18 protein-coding genes are annotated in these 14,295 nt (G+C 64.4%); 9 read left to right on the forward strand and 9 right to left on the reverse strand.

Annotation, left to right across the window (positions count from 1 at the left end):
- Window positions 1–201: 201 nt before the first annotated feature.
- Window positions 202–570, forward strand: coding sequence for a flagellar biosynthesis regulator FlaF (gene flaF / locus IVB28_RS10080; RefSeq protein WP_247326691.1), 369 nt, complete (start codon window positions 202–204; stop codon window positions 568–570).
- 219 nt (window positions 571–789) lie between these two features.
- Here flaF and IVB28_RS10085 read toward each other — a convergent pair whose 3' ends face one another.
- The 4 genes from IVB28_RS10085 to IVB28_RS10100 form a co-directional block, all read right to left on the reverse strand.
- Entirely contained in the window at window positions 790–1,146 is a 357-nt protein-coding gene (locus tag IVB28_RS10085; RefSeq protein WP_247525917.1) for a hypothetical protein, read from the reverse strand.
- Window positions 1,147–1,305: 159 nt separating this feature from the next.
- Window positions 1,306–1,803 carry a hypothetical protein gene (locus IVB28_RS10090; protein WP_247525918.1) on the reverse strand — a complete coding sequence of 166 codons (498 nt, stop codon included), beginning with the start codon at window positions 1,801–1,803 and terminating at the stop codon, window positions 1,306–1,308.
- Window positions 1,804–1,814: 11 nt separating this feature from the next.
- Complete coding sequence (gene flgJ, locus IVB28_RS10095; RefSeq protein ID WP_247525919.1) at window positions 1,815–2,183, reverse strand: flagellar assembly peptidoglycan hydrolase FlgJ; 369 nt, start codon at window positions 2,181–2,183, stop codon at window positions 1,815–1,817.
- The gene (locus IVB28_RS10100; protein ID WP_247525920.1) at window positions 2,183–3,307 is read right to left on the reverse strand and encodes a flagellar basal body P-ring protein FlgI; all 1,125 of its coding nucleotides are present in this window, start codon (window positions 3,305–3,307) and stop codon (window positions 2,183–2,185) included. The genes flgJ and IVB28_RS10100 overlap by 1 nt, the downstream gene beginning before the upstream one ends.
- 282 nt (window positions 3,308–3,589) lie before the next feature.
- Here IVB28_RS10100 and IVB28_RS10105 point away from each other — a divergent pair, with 282 nt between their 5' ends.
- Window positions 3,590–4,003, forward strand: coding sequence for a flagellar assembly protein FliX (locus IVB28_RS10105; protein ID WP_247525922.1), 414 nt, complete (start codon window positions 3,590–3,592; stop codon window positions 4,001–4,003).
- Between the two features lie 150 nt (window positions 4,004–4,153).
- Here IVB28_RS10105 and IVB28_RS10110 read toward each other — a convergent pair whose 3' ends face one another.
- Window positions 4,154–4,525 carry a helix-turn-helix domain-containing protein gene (locus IVB28_RS10110; RefSeq protein ID WP_247525923.1) on the reverse strand — a complete coding sequence of 124 codons (372 nt, stop codon included), beginning with the start codon at window positions 4,523–4,525 and terminating at the stop codon, window positions 4,154–4,156.
- Window positions 4,526–4,676: 151 nt separating this feature from the next.
- Between IVB28_RS10110 and IVB28_RS10115 the strand changes: the two genes are divergently transcribed.
- From IVB28_RS10115 to IVB28_RS10125, 3 genes are all read left to right on the forward strand, one after another.
- The gene (locus IVB28_RS10115; protein ID WP_247525924.1) at window positions 4,677–5,288 is read left to right on the forward strand and encodes an NAD(P)-dependent oxidoreductase; all 612 of its coding nucleotides are present in this window, start codon (window positions 4,677–4,679) and stop codon (window positions 5,286–5,288) included.
- 217 nt (window positions 5,289–5,505) lie between these two features.
- Window positions 5,506–5,871: an RNA polymerase-binding protein DksA gene (gene dksA, locus IVB28_RS10120; RefSeq protein WP_008554760.1), complete on the forward strand. Its 366-nt coding sequence runs from the start codon at window positions 5,506–5,508 to the stop codon at window positions 5,869–5,871.
- Between the two features lie 463 nt (window positions 5,872–6,334).
- Window positions 6,335–7,114 (forward strand): fumarylacetoacetate hydrolase family protein, encoded by a 780-nt coding sequence (locus tag IVB28_RS10125; protein WP_247525925.1) that lies wholly within the window; start codon window positions 6,335–6,337, stop codon window positions 7,112–7,114.
- 303 nt (window positions 7,115–7,417) lie between these two features.
- Here IVB28_RS10125 and flgH read toward each other — a convergent pair whose 3' ends face one another.
- Genes flgH through flgF form a run of 4 tightly spaced genes read right to left on the reverse strand, consistent with a single transcriptional unit; the run spans window position 7,418 to window position 10,899 of the window.
- Window positions 7,418–8,182 (reverse strand): flagellar basal body L-ring protein FlgH, encoded by a 765-nt coding sequence (gene flgH / locus IVB28_RS10130; protein WP_247525926.1) that lies wholly within the window; start codon window positions 8,180–8,182, stop codon window positions 7,418–7,420.
- 3 nt (window positions 8,183–8,185) lie between these two features.
- Entirely contained in the window at window positions 8,186–9,322 is a 1,137-nt protein-coding gene (flgA, locus tag IVB28_RS10135; protein ID WP_247525927.1) for a flagellar basal body P-ring formation chaperone FlgA, read from the reverse strand.
- A 10-nt stretch (window positions 9,323–9,332) separates the two neighbouring features.
- A complete protein-coding gene (gene flgG, locus IVB28_RS10140; protein ID WP_247525928.1) occupies window positions 9,333–10,121 on the reverse strand; it encodes a flagellar basal-body rod protein FlgG in 789 nt (262 codons plus the stop codon).
- A gap of 16 nt (window positions 10,122–10,137) precedes the next feature.
- Window positions 10,138–10,899: a flagellar basal-body rod protein FlgF gene (gene flgF / locus IVB28_RS10145; RefSeq protein ID WP_247525929.1), complete on the reverse strand. Its 762-nt coding sequence runs from the start codon at window positions 10,897–10,899 to the stop codon at window positions 10,138–10,140.
- 377 nt (window positions 10,900–11,276) lie between these two features.
- Here flgF and fliL point away from each other — a divergent pair, with 377 nt between their 5' ends.
- Genes fliL through IVB28_RS10165 form a run of 4 tightly spaced genes read left to right on the forward strand, consistent with a single transcriptional unit; the run spans window position 11,277 to window position 14,228 of the window.
- On the forward strand, window positions 11,277–11,777 hold the full coding sequence (fliL, locus tag IVB28_RS10150; protein ID WP_247525930.1) for a flagellar basal body-associated protein FliL: 501 nt from the start codon (window positions 11,277–11,279) through the stop codon (window positions 11,775–11,777).
- Between the two features lie 30 nt (window positions 11,778–11,807).
- Window positions 11,808–13,010, forward strand: coding sequence for a flagellar motor switch protein FliM (gene fliM, locus IVB28_RS10155; protein WP_247525933.1), 1,203 nt, complete (start codon window positions 11,808–11,810; stop codon window positions 13,008–13,010).
- Entirely contained in the window at window positions 13,007–13,453 is a 447-nt protein-coding gene (locus tag IVB28_RS10160) for a DUF6468 domain-containing protein (protein ID WP_247525935.1), read from the forward strand. The genes fliM and IVB28_RS10160 overlap by 4 nt, the downstream gene beginning before the upstream one ends.
- A gap of 10 nt (window positions 13,454–13,463) precedes the next feature.
- Entirely contained in the window at window positions 13,464–14,228 is a 765-nt protein-coding gene (locus tag IVB28_RS10165; protein ID WP_247525936.1) for a flagellar protein FlbB, read from the forward strand.
- Window positions 14,229–14,295: the final 67 nt, after the last annotated feature.

The raw sequence follows: 14,295 nt of genomic DNA on the forward strand, positions 1-14,295 counted from the left end.
GAGATCAGCACGCATCGCGCGAGCGAGTTTACATCGTGCGTGCGTGGATCTAGCGTTGCGCTGACGAAGAGCTCCGCGAACCGTAATTATCCGGAGTGCTTCCAAGCACACACGTAAGCAAATCTTAAGCGGTGCTGCCTAGGGTTGGGAACAAATCCTTAAGCGCTTACAACGCGCTAGGTAACCTCCAGGGTGTGATTGATGTCGAATTCCGCTGCCTCGGCTTATGCGCGTGTTGCAACCACCACCGCATCTCCTCGCGACATCGAGGCGCAGACCCTGCTCAAGGCCGCGAACAAGCTCCAGGATGCCGTGAACGCCGCCGATCCGCTCAGCGAGCAGACCATGCAGGCCCTGATGTTCAACCGCAAGCTCTGGACCATCTTCTTGAGCGAGGCGATGCGCGACAATAATCCGCAGCCGATCGACGTGCGGCAGAAGATCGCCAACATCAGCGTGTTCGTGCTGAGCCAGACCGCCGCGCTCCAGATGAGCCCGCAGTTCGATCACTTCCGTCCGCTGATCGAGATCAACCGCAACATCGCTGCTGGTCTGTCCGGACGCCCGTGACGGGTGGGGGCTGATCACGGCTTGTCGGCTTGCTTCGGGCAACACGACTTTAAAGCGCGATGCGATCTGGATGAATCGCCATCGCGCTTTCGGTTGTTGTTCAAGCATGGTCTTTTCGGAAAACCGCCGCGCACTTTTCCGGATCATGCTTGAGCGCTGACCGGGGCCGGTCAGGCACAGGGCAAGAACATCGTCAAGAATTCCGTCGTCTCGTAAGCGTCAGGCGCTGACGTCCGTGCTGAGCGGACGCGAAGGCTCGGACTGCATATCCAACGCATGAAAATAGGCTCGCCGGCGCAGCATCGCTTCGTCGGGGAACTGGTTGACCACTGCGTCGGTCCTGTCGTTGACGACCTGGAAGACAAAGGACGCGGCCGCCTGGTTGAACACGACCTGGCGCGAGATGTTCTCGCGGTTCGGTAGATCATTGCGCACGGGCGCGCTCGTATCGCTCGCGGCGACCGTCTGGCTCACCGGAAGATCGGTTTGCACGGCCTCGTTCGCCACGTTGGACGTCGTTACGATCTGCACGGGGGCCGGGATCCCCACCGGCCTGATGCTGAAATCTGTACTCATGGCAGCCTCCTGGTTGCCTAGCGTGAGTCAAATCCCAACCCCTCCAATAACGCAACCATGGAACACCAGGACTGAAGACCGGGTAAGTAAACGTACCTAACCGCGCGACGATATCGTCGCGCGGTTTTTCGTAAAATCGTCTCTTGTTTTTGTGTGCGCTCAGAGCGAGCGGCTGACCGCAAGCGGGGTGATGTGGCGCGGGCCTGGAGCTGCGCGCCGACCTGCAGCCGTATAGGTGTTCGGCACGTTGCGCTTCTGGATCTCGGCGTTGACGCCGCGCACGACGCTTTCGGAGACCGCGTGCGCGGTGGCGAGCACGGTGAGATTGACCTGGAGCATCGCGCGGAACGCATCGTGGTGGCGATGCAGCGTCGAGAGCAGCTCCGGCGCGGATTTCGCGAGTTGGGGCTGGTTCGCCTTCAACTGGCTGACGGCGCCGACATAGTTTCGCGACAGCTCCTGCTTCTTGCTCTCGAGCATCATTGCCTCGCGGACCTTGCCGGCGCGAACGAGCTCGGTCTCGCGCTCGATCAATCCGAGCAGGGCGTTCATCGCATCCATCAGGTCTTCGGCGAGCTTGCGCGCCTCGGCGCTGCCGGGCGCGGTGTTCGGACGCTGGGCTTGCACCGGCTGACGTGAGGCGTTGAACTGGTTCATCTCGTTTGACCTTATGCCGTGCGGATCGTTTTCGCCTGCTGCAGGATGAGGGTGCGGTAGACTTCGGTGGCAACGCCGACGCCGCCGGCCTTGGCGAAGTTCTTGGAATATTGCTCGGTCAGCATCGAGCGCCACACGCCGGTGCCGGGCGTGTCGCCGAACGGGCCTTCGCCCTTCAGCCCCGAGGTCATCTGCGAGAACATGCTGTTGAGAAACATCGCCTCGAAGTCGGTGGCGGTCTTCTGCGCCCTGGCCTGCTGCTTCGGCGAGACCTTTTGCAGCGCGCTCGCCAGCTCGAAGTCCGGCCGGCCGTTGCGGCTTTCCACCGAAAAGGCCGAGGAGGTGGCGAGGCGCGGAGTGTTGATCGTGCCGGTCTGCATCACATCACCTCGATATCGGCTTCGATCGCGCCGGCGGCCTTGATCGCCTGGAGAATGCTGATCATGTCGCGCGGGCCAATGCCGAGGCCGTTGAGGCCATCCACGAGCTGCTGGAGCGAGACGCCGTCCTTGACGAGCGCCAGCTTCTTGCCGTCCTCGGTGACGGTGACGCTGCTGCGCGGCGCCACCACGGTGCGGCCGCGCGACAACGGGTTGGGCTGGCTCACCTGCGGGCTCTCGGAGATCGTGACGGTGAGGTTGCCCTGCGCCACCGCGACGGTGGCAACACGGACGTCGCGGCCCATCACGATGATGCCGCTGCGCTCGTCGATGACGATCTTGGCGGCGAGATCGGGATCGACCTGGAGCTGCTCGATCTCGGTGAGAAAGGCGACGACGTTGCCCTTGAACTCCGGCGGGACCGACAGCTGCACCGTGGAGGGATCGATGGGCTCGGCGGTCTTGACGCCGAGATAGTCGTTGATCGCGGCCGCGATCCGTTTCGCCGTGGTGAAGTCGGCGTTGCGCAGCGCCAGGCGCACGTTCGGCAGCCGATTGAGCGCGAACTCGATCTCGCGCTCGATGATGGCTCCGTTGACGATGCGTCCCACGGTCGGAACGCCGCGCACGATTTTCGCGGCTTCGCCCTCGGCCTGGAAGCCGGAGATCGCGAGCGAGCCCTGCGCCACCGCATAGACGTTACCGTCGGCGCCGAGCAGGGGGGTGACGAGCAGCGTGCCGCCCTGGAGGTTCTTGGCATCGCCGAGCGCGGAGACCGTGACGTCCATGCGCGTACCCTGGGTGGCGAAGGCCGGCAGGTTGCCGGTGACCATCACGGCGGCGACGTTGCCGGTGCGGATGGTGGCGCCGCGGATGTTGACGCCCATGCGCTCGAGCATCGCCTGCAGCGACTGCTTGGTGAAGGGGATGTTGTTGAGGGTGTCGCCGGTGCCGTTGAGGCCGACGACGAGTCCGTAGCCGATCAGCTGGTTCTGCCGCACGCCTTCGATGTTGGCGAGGTCCTTGATGCGCGAGGTCGCAGCTGCCGGCGCGACCGACAGCGCCAGCGCCGACAGCGCCGCGCAGGCCACCCCGACAATCCTCACCCAACGAACGCCTGGCATGCTCTGCTCCCCAAGCCTCCTGAAAAGGCCCTCACATCGGAAAGACCTGCACGACACTCCCATGACGAGCCGGTCCGGCGCTGTCCTTGCGAGTGCTGTGCCAACCGGCGCCGGCGAGGTAGGTGGCTGAATAGGTTGAATAAATCTGTTTCGACCGGTGTCAGCGGTCATTCGCCCTGAGGAGCGAAACTGCCGCCGGTCGGCAGATTTTGCCGGGCTGTTTACGCCCCGTTAACCATAAGGCGGCGAAGGTGCTGGCATCGATCACCCGGATTCCTTCCGATGCGCATCTACGGACCGAACGGCACCACGCTTGGAACGCCAGCCAGCCAGGCCAGGCGGACGGGCTCCGGCACCTTCGTGCTGCCCGACACGGCATCGGCGCAGGAGACGCGGAGCGCTGCCGCACCGAAGTCCGCCACCAACATCGATGGGCTGCTGGCCCTGCAAGGTGTCGAGGAGGATCCGGTCGAGCGCCGCAAGCGCTCGGTCGTGCGCGGCAGGACGGCGCTCGACGTGCTTGACGATCTCAAGATGGGTCTGTTGTCAGGCAATCTCGACGCCTCGACCGTGATGCGGCTGCGGGATGCTGCGGCGAACCTGAAATCGTCCTCGGGCGATCCCGGTCTGGATTCGGTGCTCTCCGAGATCGAGCTCCGCGTCGAGGTCGAACTCGCCAAGGCCGGGCAGGCTTAGCGCGCCATCGTCGCCCGGCTCGACCGGGCGACCCGGTATTCCCGAGAAAGCAGTGATTGAGCCGAGAAGCCTCGGCGTGCAGGATGCGCCGGTCAAGCCGGGGCGTGACAGCGCAGTTTCGGGCGAAACTGCGCGTCTCTTCACACACGCTTACGCCGCTTCCTGCTTCTGCTGCGCGTCATAGCGTTGTTGGGCGGCGAGAACGTCTTTCAGATTTTGCTCGGCCCAATCGCGCAGCGGATCGACCGCGCCGGCGAGCGTCAGTCCGAGCTGCGTGATCGAATACTCCACCGTGACAGGCACGGTCGCGATGGCATGGCGCCTGATCAGGCCGTCGCGTTCGAGCGATTTGAGAACCTGGCTCAGCATCTTCTGCGAAATGCCCTCGATCGTGCGGCGCAACTGATTGAAGCGCATCGCATCCTCGCGCAGCAGCAAGAGGATCAGCACCGCCCATTTGTCGCCGACGCGATCGAGGATCTGGCGGGTGGGGCAGTTCGCGGCATAGACGTCGGGTTTCATCGTCGGTCCTCGGAATCCGTTGTCGTCGGCTTGCTGTACGGGTGGGGAGTTACCCCTGTGTAATCAGGTAAGCGCAAAGTGCTCTCTTTACACCAACATTCTATACGATACTTAGTCGCCTTTAGTTACCACAGTAGCAAAGGAGCTTTCCATGAAAATCGCAGTCGCCGGCGCCTCGGGCCGGGCCGGGTCGGAGATCACCAAGGAACTGTCGCGCCGCGGCCACGCGGTCACGGCCATCGCCCGAAACCCGGAGAAGATCGCCGCCCTGCCGAACGTCGCGCCGACCAAGGGAGACGTGCTCGACCAGGCTGGCCTTGCCAAGCTGTGGGCGGGGCACGACGTCGCCGTGAGTTCCGTGCACTTCCTGGCCAGCGACGCGCTCAAGCTGATCGGCGCCGCGAAGGAGGCCAAGGTTGGTCGTTACCTCGTCGTCGGGGGCGCCGGCAGCCTTGAGGTCGCGCCAGGCGTGAAGCTGGTCACGACTCCGAATTTTCCGGCCCAATACAAGGCCGAAGCGGAAGCTGGCTCGGCCTTCCTCGACCTCCTGCGGCAGGAAAAGGAGCTGAATTGGACCTTCATTTCGCCGTCGGCACTGTTCGTCGAGGGCGAGCGCACGGGCAAGTTCCGGCTCGGCACCGACCAGCTTCTCGCAGATGCGAACGGCAAGAGCTGGATCAGCTTCGCCGACTACGCCATTGCGCTTGCCGACGAGATCGAGCGCCCGGCCCATGTGAGGCAGCGCTTCACGGTCGGCTACTAGGCCTTCGGCCGCCCCCGGGTCCCTCCAGGATAAACCTTCCTGTGCAAGGGCTTGGGGGCGCCGATCGGGCAGTGAGGGAAACATTGTCTGTCACAGGAGGCCGCTATATAACGCCCCGCTCAACGGACCCCGTTCCGTTATGCGAGTCGTTGCTTAGACAGATAGGCCGCCCTTGGAAAAGTTGAAAAACTACCGACCGACCGAAAAAGAGCCTTTCATGAACGACCGGCAGAAGGAGTACTTCCGTTTGAAGCTCCTCGCCTGGAAGGATGAGATCCTCAAAGAGTCCAAGCTCACCCTGCAAGCCTTGCAGGAGGAGAACGTGAACCACCCCGATCTCGCCGATCGGGCATCGTCCGAAACCGACCGCGCCATCGAACTCCGTGCCCGCGACCGCCAGCGCAAGTTGATCGCCAAGATCGACGCCGCGCTCCAGCGTATCGAGGACAACACCTACGGCTATTGCGAGGACACCGGCGAGCCGATCTCGTTGAAGCGGCTCGAGGCCCGGCCCATCGCGACGCTCTCGGTGGAGGCGCAGGAGCGCCACGAGAAACGCGAGAAGGTCTATCGCGACGAATAGAGTCCGAGCCGCAGCGATGCGGCTCTTTGTTTTTGGACGCAAGGCGCCGTTTCGCGTCGTGATCAGCATTTTGCCGGTCGCTTGTGCTCGCATGCCTCGGCGCGCGAGCGCAATCGCGAAAACTGAATCGCGATCAATGAGCTAGACTCGATTCCTCCGAGCTCACGTGAGTTCGGATCAGAAACAGCCTTCACTTCAGGTGCGAGAGATTTCGCGAGTCGCATCAACAGGATCGACTCGGAAGTTGAAGCGCCGATCCAGCTGCATCAAGCATCGCTGCAATCGTGGCTCTTGCGCTGTTCGCAGGAGCTGCGAGGCGCGTTTCCTCCATAGAGCCTCCACCAGCTCAATATTTCCTTAAACGCGGGCGAGCCACCGCAATCCTCCGGCCGGGCGCGCTTGTCAGGCCGGAGCGGGGATGCTGAAGTGCCGCCTGCGATTGCGTAGCGTGGAGGCGGCGCCGATGGACAGGATTCTCGAAGCCGCAAAGGCGATCGCGCTGGCGCGCCGCAACCATGCGCCGCTCGCGGCGCTGGAACGTCCGCCCGCTGATGAAGCCGAGGGTTATCAGGTCCAGCGCGCGCTGCATGATCTCCTGCTGCCGCATGCCGGGCCGCTGGTCGGCTACAAGATCGGCTGCACCAGCCAGGTGATGCAGGACTATATCGGCATCCCGCATCCCTGCGCCGGCGGCGTGTTCCAGAAGGGCCTGCATGACAGCGGCGCCAAGCTTGCGGCCTCAAAATATGTCCGGGTCGGTGTCGAATGCGAGATCGCGGTGCGGCTGAAGCGCGACCTCGCCGCCGGCGAGGCGCCGTTCACGGCCGAATGGGTCGGTGAGGCGGTCGAGGCCTATCATCCCGCCATCGAGATCGTCGACGACCGCTACGTGAAGTGGGAGACGATGGGCGCCCCGACGCTGATCGCCGACGATTTCTTCGCCGCAGGCTGCGTGCTGGCACCCCGGGTTGCGCGCTCGTCGGTGCCGGACCTGAAGACGGTCAAGGGCCGCGCCATCCTCAACGGCGAGGAGGTCAGCCACGGCACCGGCGCCGACGTGCTCGGTCATCCCCACAACGCGCTCGCCTGGCTCGCCAACCATCTCGCCGCCGAGGGCAAGGGCCTGCACGCGGGGCAACTCGTGCTCACCGGCAGCCTGGTCAAGACGCTGTGGCTCAAGGCCGGCGACAAGGTGCGGATGGAGCTGGATGGCCTGGGGGCGGTGGAGGCGGAGTTTACGTGAGGGGCGGCGCTTTGGCACTCTCTGTCATTGCGAGGAGCTCTTGCGACGAAGCAATCCAGAATCTTTCCGCGGAGGGATTCTGGATTGCTTCCGCTTTCGCTAAAGCTACGGCGGACGAGTCGCTGCGCTCGCAATGACGGCGTTTGAGCGCGCGATGTAGCGACTCTGGCGCGGACCTGTCTCACAGGCGCTCCACCACCCCGCCAAAATAGATGCGGCCTCCGGCAGGGGAGCTACCGGAGGCCGCGTCGTACATCGTCGTTCGCGCCTAGGTTCGCGAACACGATGTGGGAGCTCTTGAGGCTAGAAGGGCAGCAGCACGTCCATGACCTGCTGGCCGTAGCGCGGCTGTTGCACGTCCATGATCTGGCCGCGGCCACCATAGGCGATGCGGGCCTGCGCGATCTTGGTGGAATCGATGGTGTTGTCGCTCTGGATGTCTTCGGGGCGGACGATGCCGGCGACCACGAGCTCGCGGATCTCGTAGTTGACGCGGATCTCCTGCTTGCCCTCGACCACGAGGTTGCCGTTCGGCAGCACTTGCGTCACCACGGCGGCAACGTTGGTCTGCAGCGCTTCCTGGCGGTTGACCGAGCCCTTGCCGTCGCTGGAGGCGGTGGAGTCGGCGGTGAGGATGCGGCCGGGCAGCACCTTCTGCGCCTGCGCGCCGAGCGTCTTGGCGCCGATGAAGTCGGTGATTCCGGAATCTTCCGAATTGGTGCGGCTGCGTTGGGTCTCGTTGGCGATGTTGGCCTTGTCGGTGATGTTCACGGTCACGGTCAGGAGGTCGCCGACCTGGCGGGCGCGCTGGTCCTTGAAGAAGGCGCGGCTGCCGTTGCGCCACAGCGAGTTCGGATTGTAGGAGGCGACTTCCGGCTTCGGCATCGGCATCTGCACCGGCTTGTAGCCCGGCTGCGTCGTCGGATTGTCGATCGCCGACAGCTTCGGCTGCTCGCCGATCTGCGACAGCCGGTCGATCGAGGAGCAGCCGCCCAGCGCGCAAGAGGCCAGCAGCAGGGCAGAGATCGCGATGCGACGAAGGCGGGAGGCCGAACTGAACGAGGACATGACTTACTCTGACTTGGCTGGAGCTTGCGAGGCGCGAACTTGCGGGATCTGGGCTTGGGCGATTTGAGCCGGCGAGGCGGGAGCCTGGACCAGGCTCCGGACGATGGCTGCAGTGTCGACGGGCGCGGGCGCTTCGCGCTGGAGCGAGGAGGTCTGCTCGACCGCGGCCGCCATCGGTGCGGATTGGCTCGCGCCCTGGATCGTCACCTGGCCGCGTCCGGTGACGACACCGGTCAGCGTGCGCTTGGATTGCAGATTGATCACGCTGACGCTGTCGCCCTCGGCGCCGCTCTCGATCGCCTTGCCGCGCGTGGTGAGATAGACGCCGGGCACCTGGTAGATGATGGTGACGGCCTGATCGCGCGCCACGAAGTCGGGCTTGACCATGTCGGCGACACGGAGCGGCGTGCCCGCCCGCATCGGCCGGCGCAGCTGCATGCCGACGCTGCGATCCCGCGAGGCGGGCTCGCCGGTGACTTCGGCCTTCGGCCGGCGCTCCAGCGCGACGTCCGATGACTTCAGGAGATCGTTACGGTCGATGTCGCGCGTCAGCACGGCCACGTCCACCGTCTCGATCGCGGTGCCGGTGAAGCGGAGCTTGGTCAGTGCCGAATTGTTGTCGTTGGCAATCTCGAAGGCGAGATCGAAACGGCCGCTGCGGGCGTCATAGCGGGTTGCGACCGGCTGCAGCGCGCCGGTGTTGGAGGCGTCCAGCCGCATCTCGGCAACGCTGCGGTCGAACGTGACGGTGATGTTGGCGGCGTCCCCGAGGCCGAAGCGGCGCTCGAGTGCGGCGGCGACGGCGTTTTCGAGATCCTTGCTCGCGAGCGTGCGGGCGAGGCGGGTGACCTGGACTTCCTTGATGTCGCCGGTCATCACGCCGATCACCTGCTTGGCGCGGAGCACCGACAGCACGTGCGCGACCGGCAGCGCGCCGGTGGTGCCGAGATCGGGCGAGCGGTAGACCGGAATCAGCGCCGTCGATCCGGCATTGTCGATGAGATCGCCGACCCGCACCACGTCCGAGGTCACGGTGACGCTCGCGCGCAGCGTCGGCGAGGCGATGAAATCGTCGGCGGCCGCGGCCGGCAAGGCCAGCGCGACAAGAGCGGAGATCGTAGCGAGGCTGGCGCGGATCATCGTTATCACCTCAGCGGAACATCGCCGTGGTCGATTGCATCATCTGGTCGGCGGCGCTGATCACCTTGGCGTTCATCTCGTAGGCGCGCTGGGCGGCGATCAGGTCGCTCATTTCCGAGACGACGTCGACATTGGCCTGCTCGAGGCTGCCTTGCGTGATGTTGCCGTAACCTTCGGCCGTTGCCGTGCCGTCCTGCGGCGGGCCGGAAGAGGGCGTCTCGGTGAACTGATTGTTGCCGACGGGCTGCAGGCCGGCCTTGTTGATGAAGCGGGTCAGGCCGATCTGGCCCTGGATGGTCGAGGTCGACGAGCCCGGCAGCGTCACCGAGACCTGGCCCTGCACGTTGACGGTCAGGCCCGAGGCGTTGTTCGGGATCGTGATCGTCGGCTGCACCGGGTTGCCCTGCGCGGTGACGACGCGGCCCTGATTGTCCATCTGGAAGGTGCCGTCGCGGGTGTACTGGTAGGTGCCGTCGGGCATCAGGATCTTGAAGAAACCTTCGCCGGAGACCGCAAGGTCGAGATCGTTGCCGGTCTGCGACAGCGTGCCCTGCGTCATGCTGCGCGGCGTGCCGACGGTCTTGACGCCGCCGCCGATGTCGACGCCGACCGGCACGATGGTGCCCTGGTCCGACGACTGCGCGCCGACGCGGCGGACGTGCTCGTAGATCAGGTCCTGGAACGCCGCGGTCTGCTTCTTGAAGCCGGTGGTGCGCAAATTGGCGATGTTGTTGGAGATCACCTGAACGTTGAGTTCCTGTGCCGCCATTCCGGTCGCCGCGGTGTGAAGCGCCTGCATGTCAGTTCTCCCTCAATCAGGCCGGAACGTCGGCGAGCTTTTCGATCGCCGATTTGTGAAGGTCGCTCTGCTGCTGGAGCAGGTTGGCGATGGCGGTGTAGCTGCGCATGACTTCGACCATGCGGGTCATCTCGCCGACCGAATTCACGTTCGACTTCTCGACATAGCCCTGGCGGACGGTCGACTTGGTGTCGGGCTGCGCGACGGCGGAGCCGGCGGCGTAGAGATTGGCGCCGAGCTTGGTCAGCTTGGCCGGCGCGTCGAACGAGGCCATGCGGATCTTGCCGCGGATCGAGTCGGTCTTGGCCGTGCCCTCGAGCACCGTGACGGTGCCGTCGGGCGCGATGTTGATGTCGTGGTCGGTCGGCTGGAAGGTGATCGGACCGCCAGTGCCGAGCACCAGATTGCCGTTCGAGGTGACGAGCTGGCCGGTGCTGTTGAGCGAGAATTTGCCGTCTCGGGTGAAGAACTCGCCGCCATTGGCCTGCACCGCGAAATAGGCGTTGCCGTCGATCGCCAAGTCGAGCGGGTTGTTGGTCGCCTCCATCGGCCCCTGGCCGATGTCGCGGAAGGTGCCGCGGTCCTGCACATAGGAGACCCGGCGGTCGGCGCCGACGAAATTGTCCTCACGCGCGTTCGAGTTGAGAAACTCCTCGAACAGCGAGTGGTCGGCCTTGAAGCCGTTGGTGTTGGCATTGGCGACGTTGTTGGCGATGACATCCATCTGCCGTTCCAACGTCATCTGCCGTGACAAGCCGATCAGAAGCGCGTTCTGCATCGGAAATCTCCCCTGAGAGGGATCTGCCATTTCGCTCTCCCAAGCGCCTTGGCGGATCCGTGAACGAGACCTTCAGGTTCTCCCAAACCGTTGGGTCTCGGTCCTCTCTCAGCGAAAGCCATGCCAACTCGGAAAATCAGGCGATTTCAATGCCTTGACGATTTTTGTTGGGCGCGGGAGGGCGGCAGAAAGGTTCTGTTAGCCATGTCTGCCCGGCAGATTTTTCCTAGTGGAGGCCCAATTGAAAGATTCCGTTAACCATTATTACCGTAGCGTTTGCCGTGAAGAGGAGCGCACTCCGCCGGGGCATTTGTATCGCGTCACTGTCTTGAGGCTTCGCTCTTTCGACCCCTTTTAGAGATCCGGGCGCGGCGATCATGGCAGAGAATGAAGCAGAAGGCGGCGCGGCCAGTGAGGGCGCGGAAGCCGCTCCGCCGAAGAACAAGCTGAAGCTCATCATCATGGTCGTCGGCCTGCTCGCCGTCCTCGGCGGCGGCGCTGCGACCTGGTTCTTCTTCTTCCGTCATGGCGACAACGAGCATCATGCCGAGGCAGCCCCTCCACCGAAGCCGCCGTCCTTCGTCGACGTTCCCGACATCATGGTCAACCTCGCCGGCGCGCCGGGCGAGCGCGTGCAATATCTGCGGCTGAAGATCGTGCTGGAGCTGAAGGAAGAGAAGCAGATCGAGGCGATCAAGCCGACGATGCCGCGCGTCACCGACATCTTCCAGACCTATGTGCGCGAGCTGCGCCCCTCCGACCTCAATGGGTCCGCGGGCATCTTCCGCCTCAAGGAGGAGCTGACCAAGCGCGTCAACGCGGCGGTCGCCCCGGTCCAGGTCAGCGCGGTGCTGTTCAAGGAAGTCGTGGTCCAGTGAGCACGCTGCGGAAGGCAATGGGCTAGCGTCATGGCCGGCAACGAGCAAATGGACCAGGATGCGATTGCCGCCCAATGGGAGGCGTCGCTCGATTCCGAGGATCCCGCGGAGGCCGCAAAGGCTGCCGCCGAGAACGAGCTGTCGGAGACCATGGCCCTGCAATGGGCGGCCATGGTCGAGGACGGCAGCCGCGATCTCGGCAGCGGCAAGAACTCCGGTGAGCGGGTGCTGTCGCAGGAGGAGATCGACAATCTCCTTGGCTTCGCCGTCGGCGACGTCACGCTCGACGACCATTCCGGCATTCGCGCCATCATCGATTCGGCGATGGTCTCCTACGAGCGTTTGCCGATGCTCGAAATCGTCTTCGACCGCCTGGTGCGGCTGATGACGACAAGCTTGCGCAATTTCACCTCCGACAACGTCGAAGTCTCGCTCGACCGCATCACCTCGGTGCGTTTCGGCGATTACATGAATTCGATCCCGCTGCCCGCCGTCCTCACGGTCTTCAAGGCCGAGGAGTGGGAAAACTTCGGCATGGCGACGGTCGATTCCAACCTGATCTATTCGATGATCGACGTGCTGCTCGGCGGCCGCCGCGGCACCAGCCAGCTCCGCATCGAGGGCCGGCCCTACACCACAATCGAGACTGAGCTGGTCAAGCGGCTGGTCGAGGTGGTGCTGGCCGACGCCGAGCAGGCGTTCCGGCCGCTGTCGCCGGTGACCTTCTCGATCGACCGGCTCGAGACCAATCCGCGTTTCGCCGCGATCAGCCGTCCTGCCAATGCCGCGATCCTGGTGCGCCTGCGCATCGACATGGAAGACCGCGGCGGCAATATCGAACTGCTGCTGCCTTATGCAACCATCGAGCCGATCCGGGGCGTCCTGCTCCAGATGTTCATGGGCGAAAAGTTCGGCCGCGACCCGGTCTGGGAAGGCCATTTCGCCACCGAGATCGTACAGGCCGAGATCGCCGTCGATGCCGTGCTCTACGAGGCCGACATTCCGCTCAAGCAGCTGATGCGACTCAAGGTCGGCGACACGCTGCCGCTGGACATGCGCGCCGACGCCAACGTCACCGTGCGCTGCGGCGACGTCACGCTGACCGAGGGGCGGATGGGCCGGGTCGGCGACCGCGTCGCGATCCGCGTGACGAAACCCTTGCGCAAGCCAAGTACGACACTTGCGATGTTCGAGAAGGTGGACGAGCAGAACAAGATGATGGAGGCCCCATGAACCACTCCCTGGGAATGGCGATCGAGACGCTGGTGGCTATCCTGCTGATGCTGACGATCGTCTACTGCGTCATGCTCAACAAGCGGCTGACGCGGCTGAAGGCGGACGAGCATTCGCTGAAGGCGGTGATCGGCGAGCTGATCACCGCGACCGAGATCGCCGAGCGGGCGATCGGCGGGCTGAAGCTGGCCGTGCGCGACGTCAACGAGAACCTCGGCAGCCAGCTCGCCGCGGCGACGCAGATGTCGGAGCAACTCCACAGGCAGCTCGGCGAAGCCGACAACGTGGTGCGGCGGCTGTCCAAGATCGCGATCGCCGCACGCCCCATGACCGGTCCGGAAACGGTCGCCGCGCCCGCGGCCAAGCCATCGACGGCGAAGGCGGTCGCGGCGGCAGCCGAAGCCTTCTCCGAGCGCCGACGATCCAACGGCCTTGCCGCATGAACCTCCGGGCATGAAGTCCTTTCGTAACATCCGCGTCATCCCGGTCGTCCTGGTTGCCGTCGCAGGCCTCGCCACGTTGAAAGTCGCGGGCCTCGCGATCAATGGCGGCTATGTGTTCGACTACAAGCCGAACCAGACCAAGAAATCCTGGGCGCAGGAGAATCTGAACTTCCCGAGCCGCCGGGAGGACCCGGAGATCATCACCGGCTCGACTCATGGTGCGCCGAAGGAGGCGCCCAAGCCCGCGGCGCCCGAGACCAAGCCGGAAGGCACCGTGATCAAGGTGGACGAAGCCCAGCCGCAGGTCTCGGCCTCCGAGCGCGCGATCCTCGAGCGGTTGCAGGCGCGCCGCCAGGAGATCGAGGCCCGCCAGCGCGAGATCGACATCCGCGAGAGCCTGCTCAAATCGGCCGAGAAGCGCATCGAGAACAAGGTCGAGGAGATGAAGGCGGTGGAAACCCGCATCTCCGCGACGCAGGCCGAGCAGAAGGCCGCCGAAGCCCAGCGCATGAAGGGCCTCGTCACCATGTACGAGGGCATGAAGCCCAAGGACGCAGCGCGGGTGTTCGACCGGCTGGAGATGGGCGTGCTGATCGAGATCGCCTCGGCCATCGCGCCGCGAAAGATGTCGGACATCATGGGGGTGATGTCGCCGGAGGCGGCCGAGAAGCTGACGGTCGAGATGGCTCGCCGGGCCAATGGCGGCGGCGATCAGTCGGCTTCAGCCGCTGAGCTGCCCAAGATCGACGGCAAGCCGACGCAAAAGCCGAATTGAGAGCTCATACTTAAGAAGTCCTTAATTGGCAAAACCTTAAAGTCGAGGGCAGGGCCGGCATCAATGC

Origin of the sequence: Bradyrhizobium sp. 199, assembly GCF_023073355.1 — a bacterium.
In the GTDB taxonomy this organism is placed as follows: Bacteria; Pseudomonadota; Alphaproteobacteria; order Rhizobiales; family Xanthobacteraceae; genus Bradyrhizobium.

Coding starts and splice junctions, on each gene's coding strand:
- flaF (WP_247326691.1), top strand. CDS start 202: ATGTCGAATTCCGCTGCCTCGGCTTATGCGCGTGTTGCAACCACCACC.
- IVB28_RS10085 (WP_247525917.1), bottom strand. CDS start 1,146: ATGAGTACAGATTTCAGCATCAGGCCGGTGGGGATCCCGGCCCCCGTG.
- IVB28_RS10090 (WP_247525918.1), bottom strand. CDS start 1,803: ATGAACCAGTTCAACGCCTCACGTCAGCCGGTGCAAGCCCAGCGTCCG.
- flgJ (WP_247525919.1), bottom strand. CDS start 2,183: ATGCAGACCGGCACGATCAACACTCCGCGCCTCGCCACCTCCTCGGCC.
- IVB28_RS10100 (WP_247525920.1), bottom strand. CDS start 3,307: ATGCCAGGCGTTCGTTGGGTGAGGATTGTCGGGGTGGCCTGCGCGGCG.
- IVB28_RS10105 (WP_247525922.1), top strand. CDS start 3,590: ATGCGCATCTACGGACCGAACGGCACCACGCTTGGAACGCCAGCCAGC.
- IVB28_RS10110 (WP_247525923.1), bottom strand. CDS start 4,525: ATGAAACCCGACGTCTATGCCGCGAACTGCCCCACCCGCCAGATCCTC.
- IVB28_RS10115 (WP_247525924.1), top strand. CDS start 4,677: ATGAAAATCGCAGTCGCCGGCGCCTCGGGCCGGGCCGGGTCGGAGATC.
- dksA (WP_008554760.1), top strand. CDS start 5,506: ATGAACGACCGGCAGAAGGAGTACTTCCGTTTGAAGCTCCTCGCCTGG.
- IVB28_RS10125 (WP_247525925.1), top strand. CDS start 6,335: ATGGACAGGATTCTCGAAGCCGCAAAGGCGATCGCGCTGGCGCGCCGC.
- flgH (WP_247525926.1), bottom strand. CDS start 8,182: ATGTCCTCGTTCAGTTCGGCCTCCCGCCTTCGTCGCATCGCGATCTCT.
- flgA (WP_247525927.1), bottom strand. CDS start 9,322: ATGATCCGCGCCAGCCTCGCTACGATCTCCGCTCTTGTCGCGCTGGCC.
- flgG (WP_247525928.1), bottom strand. CDS start 10,121: ATGCAGGCGCTTCACACCGCGGCGACCGGAATGGCGGCACAGGAACTC.
- flgF (WP_247525929.1), bottom strand. CDS start 10,899: ATGCAGAACGCGCTTCTGATCGGCTTGTCACGGCAGATGACGTTGGAA.
- fliL (WP_247525930.1), top strand. CDS start 11,277: ATGGCAGAGAATGAAGCAGAAGGCGGCGCGGCCAGTGAGGGCGCGGAA.
- fliM (WP_247525933.1), top strand. CDS start 11,808: ATGGCCGGCAACGAGCAAATGGACCAGGATGCGATTGCCGCCCAATGG.
- IVB28_RS10160 (WP_247525935.1), top strand. CDS start 13,007: ATGAACCACTCCCTGGGAATGGCGATCGAGACGCTGGTGGCTATCCTG.
- IVB28_RS10165 (WP_247525936.1), top strand. CDS start 13,464: ATGAAGTCCTTTCGTAACATCCGCGTCATCCCGGTCGTCCTGGTTGCC.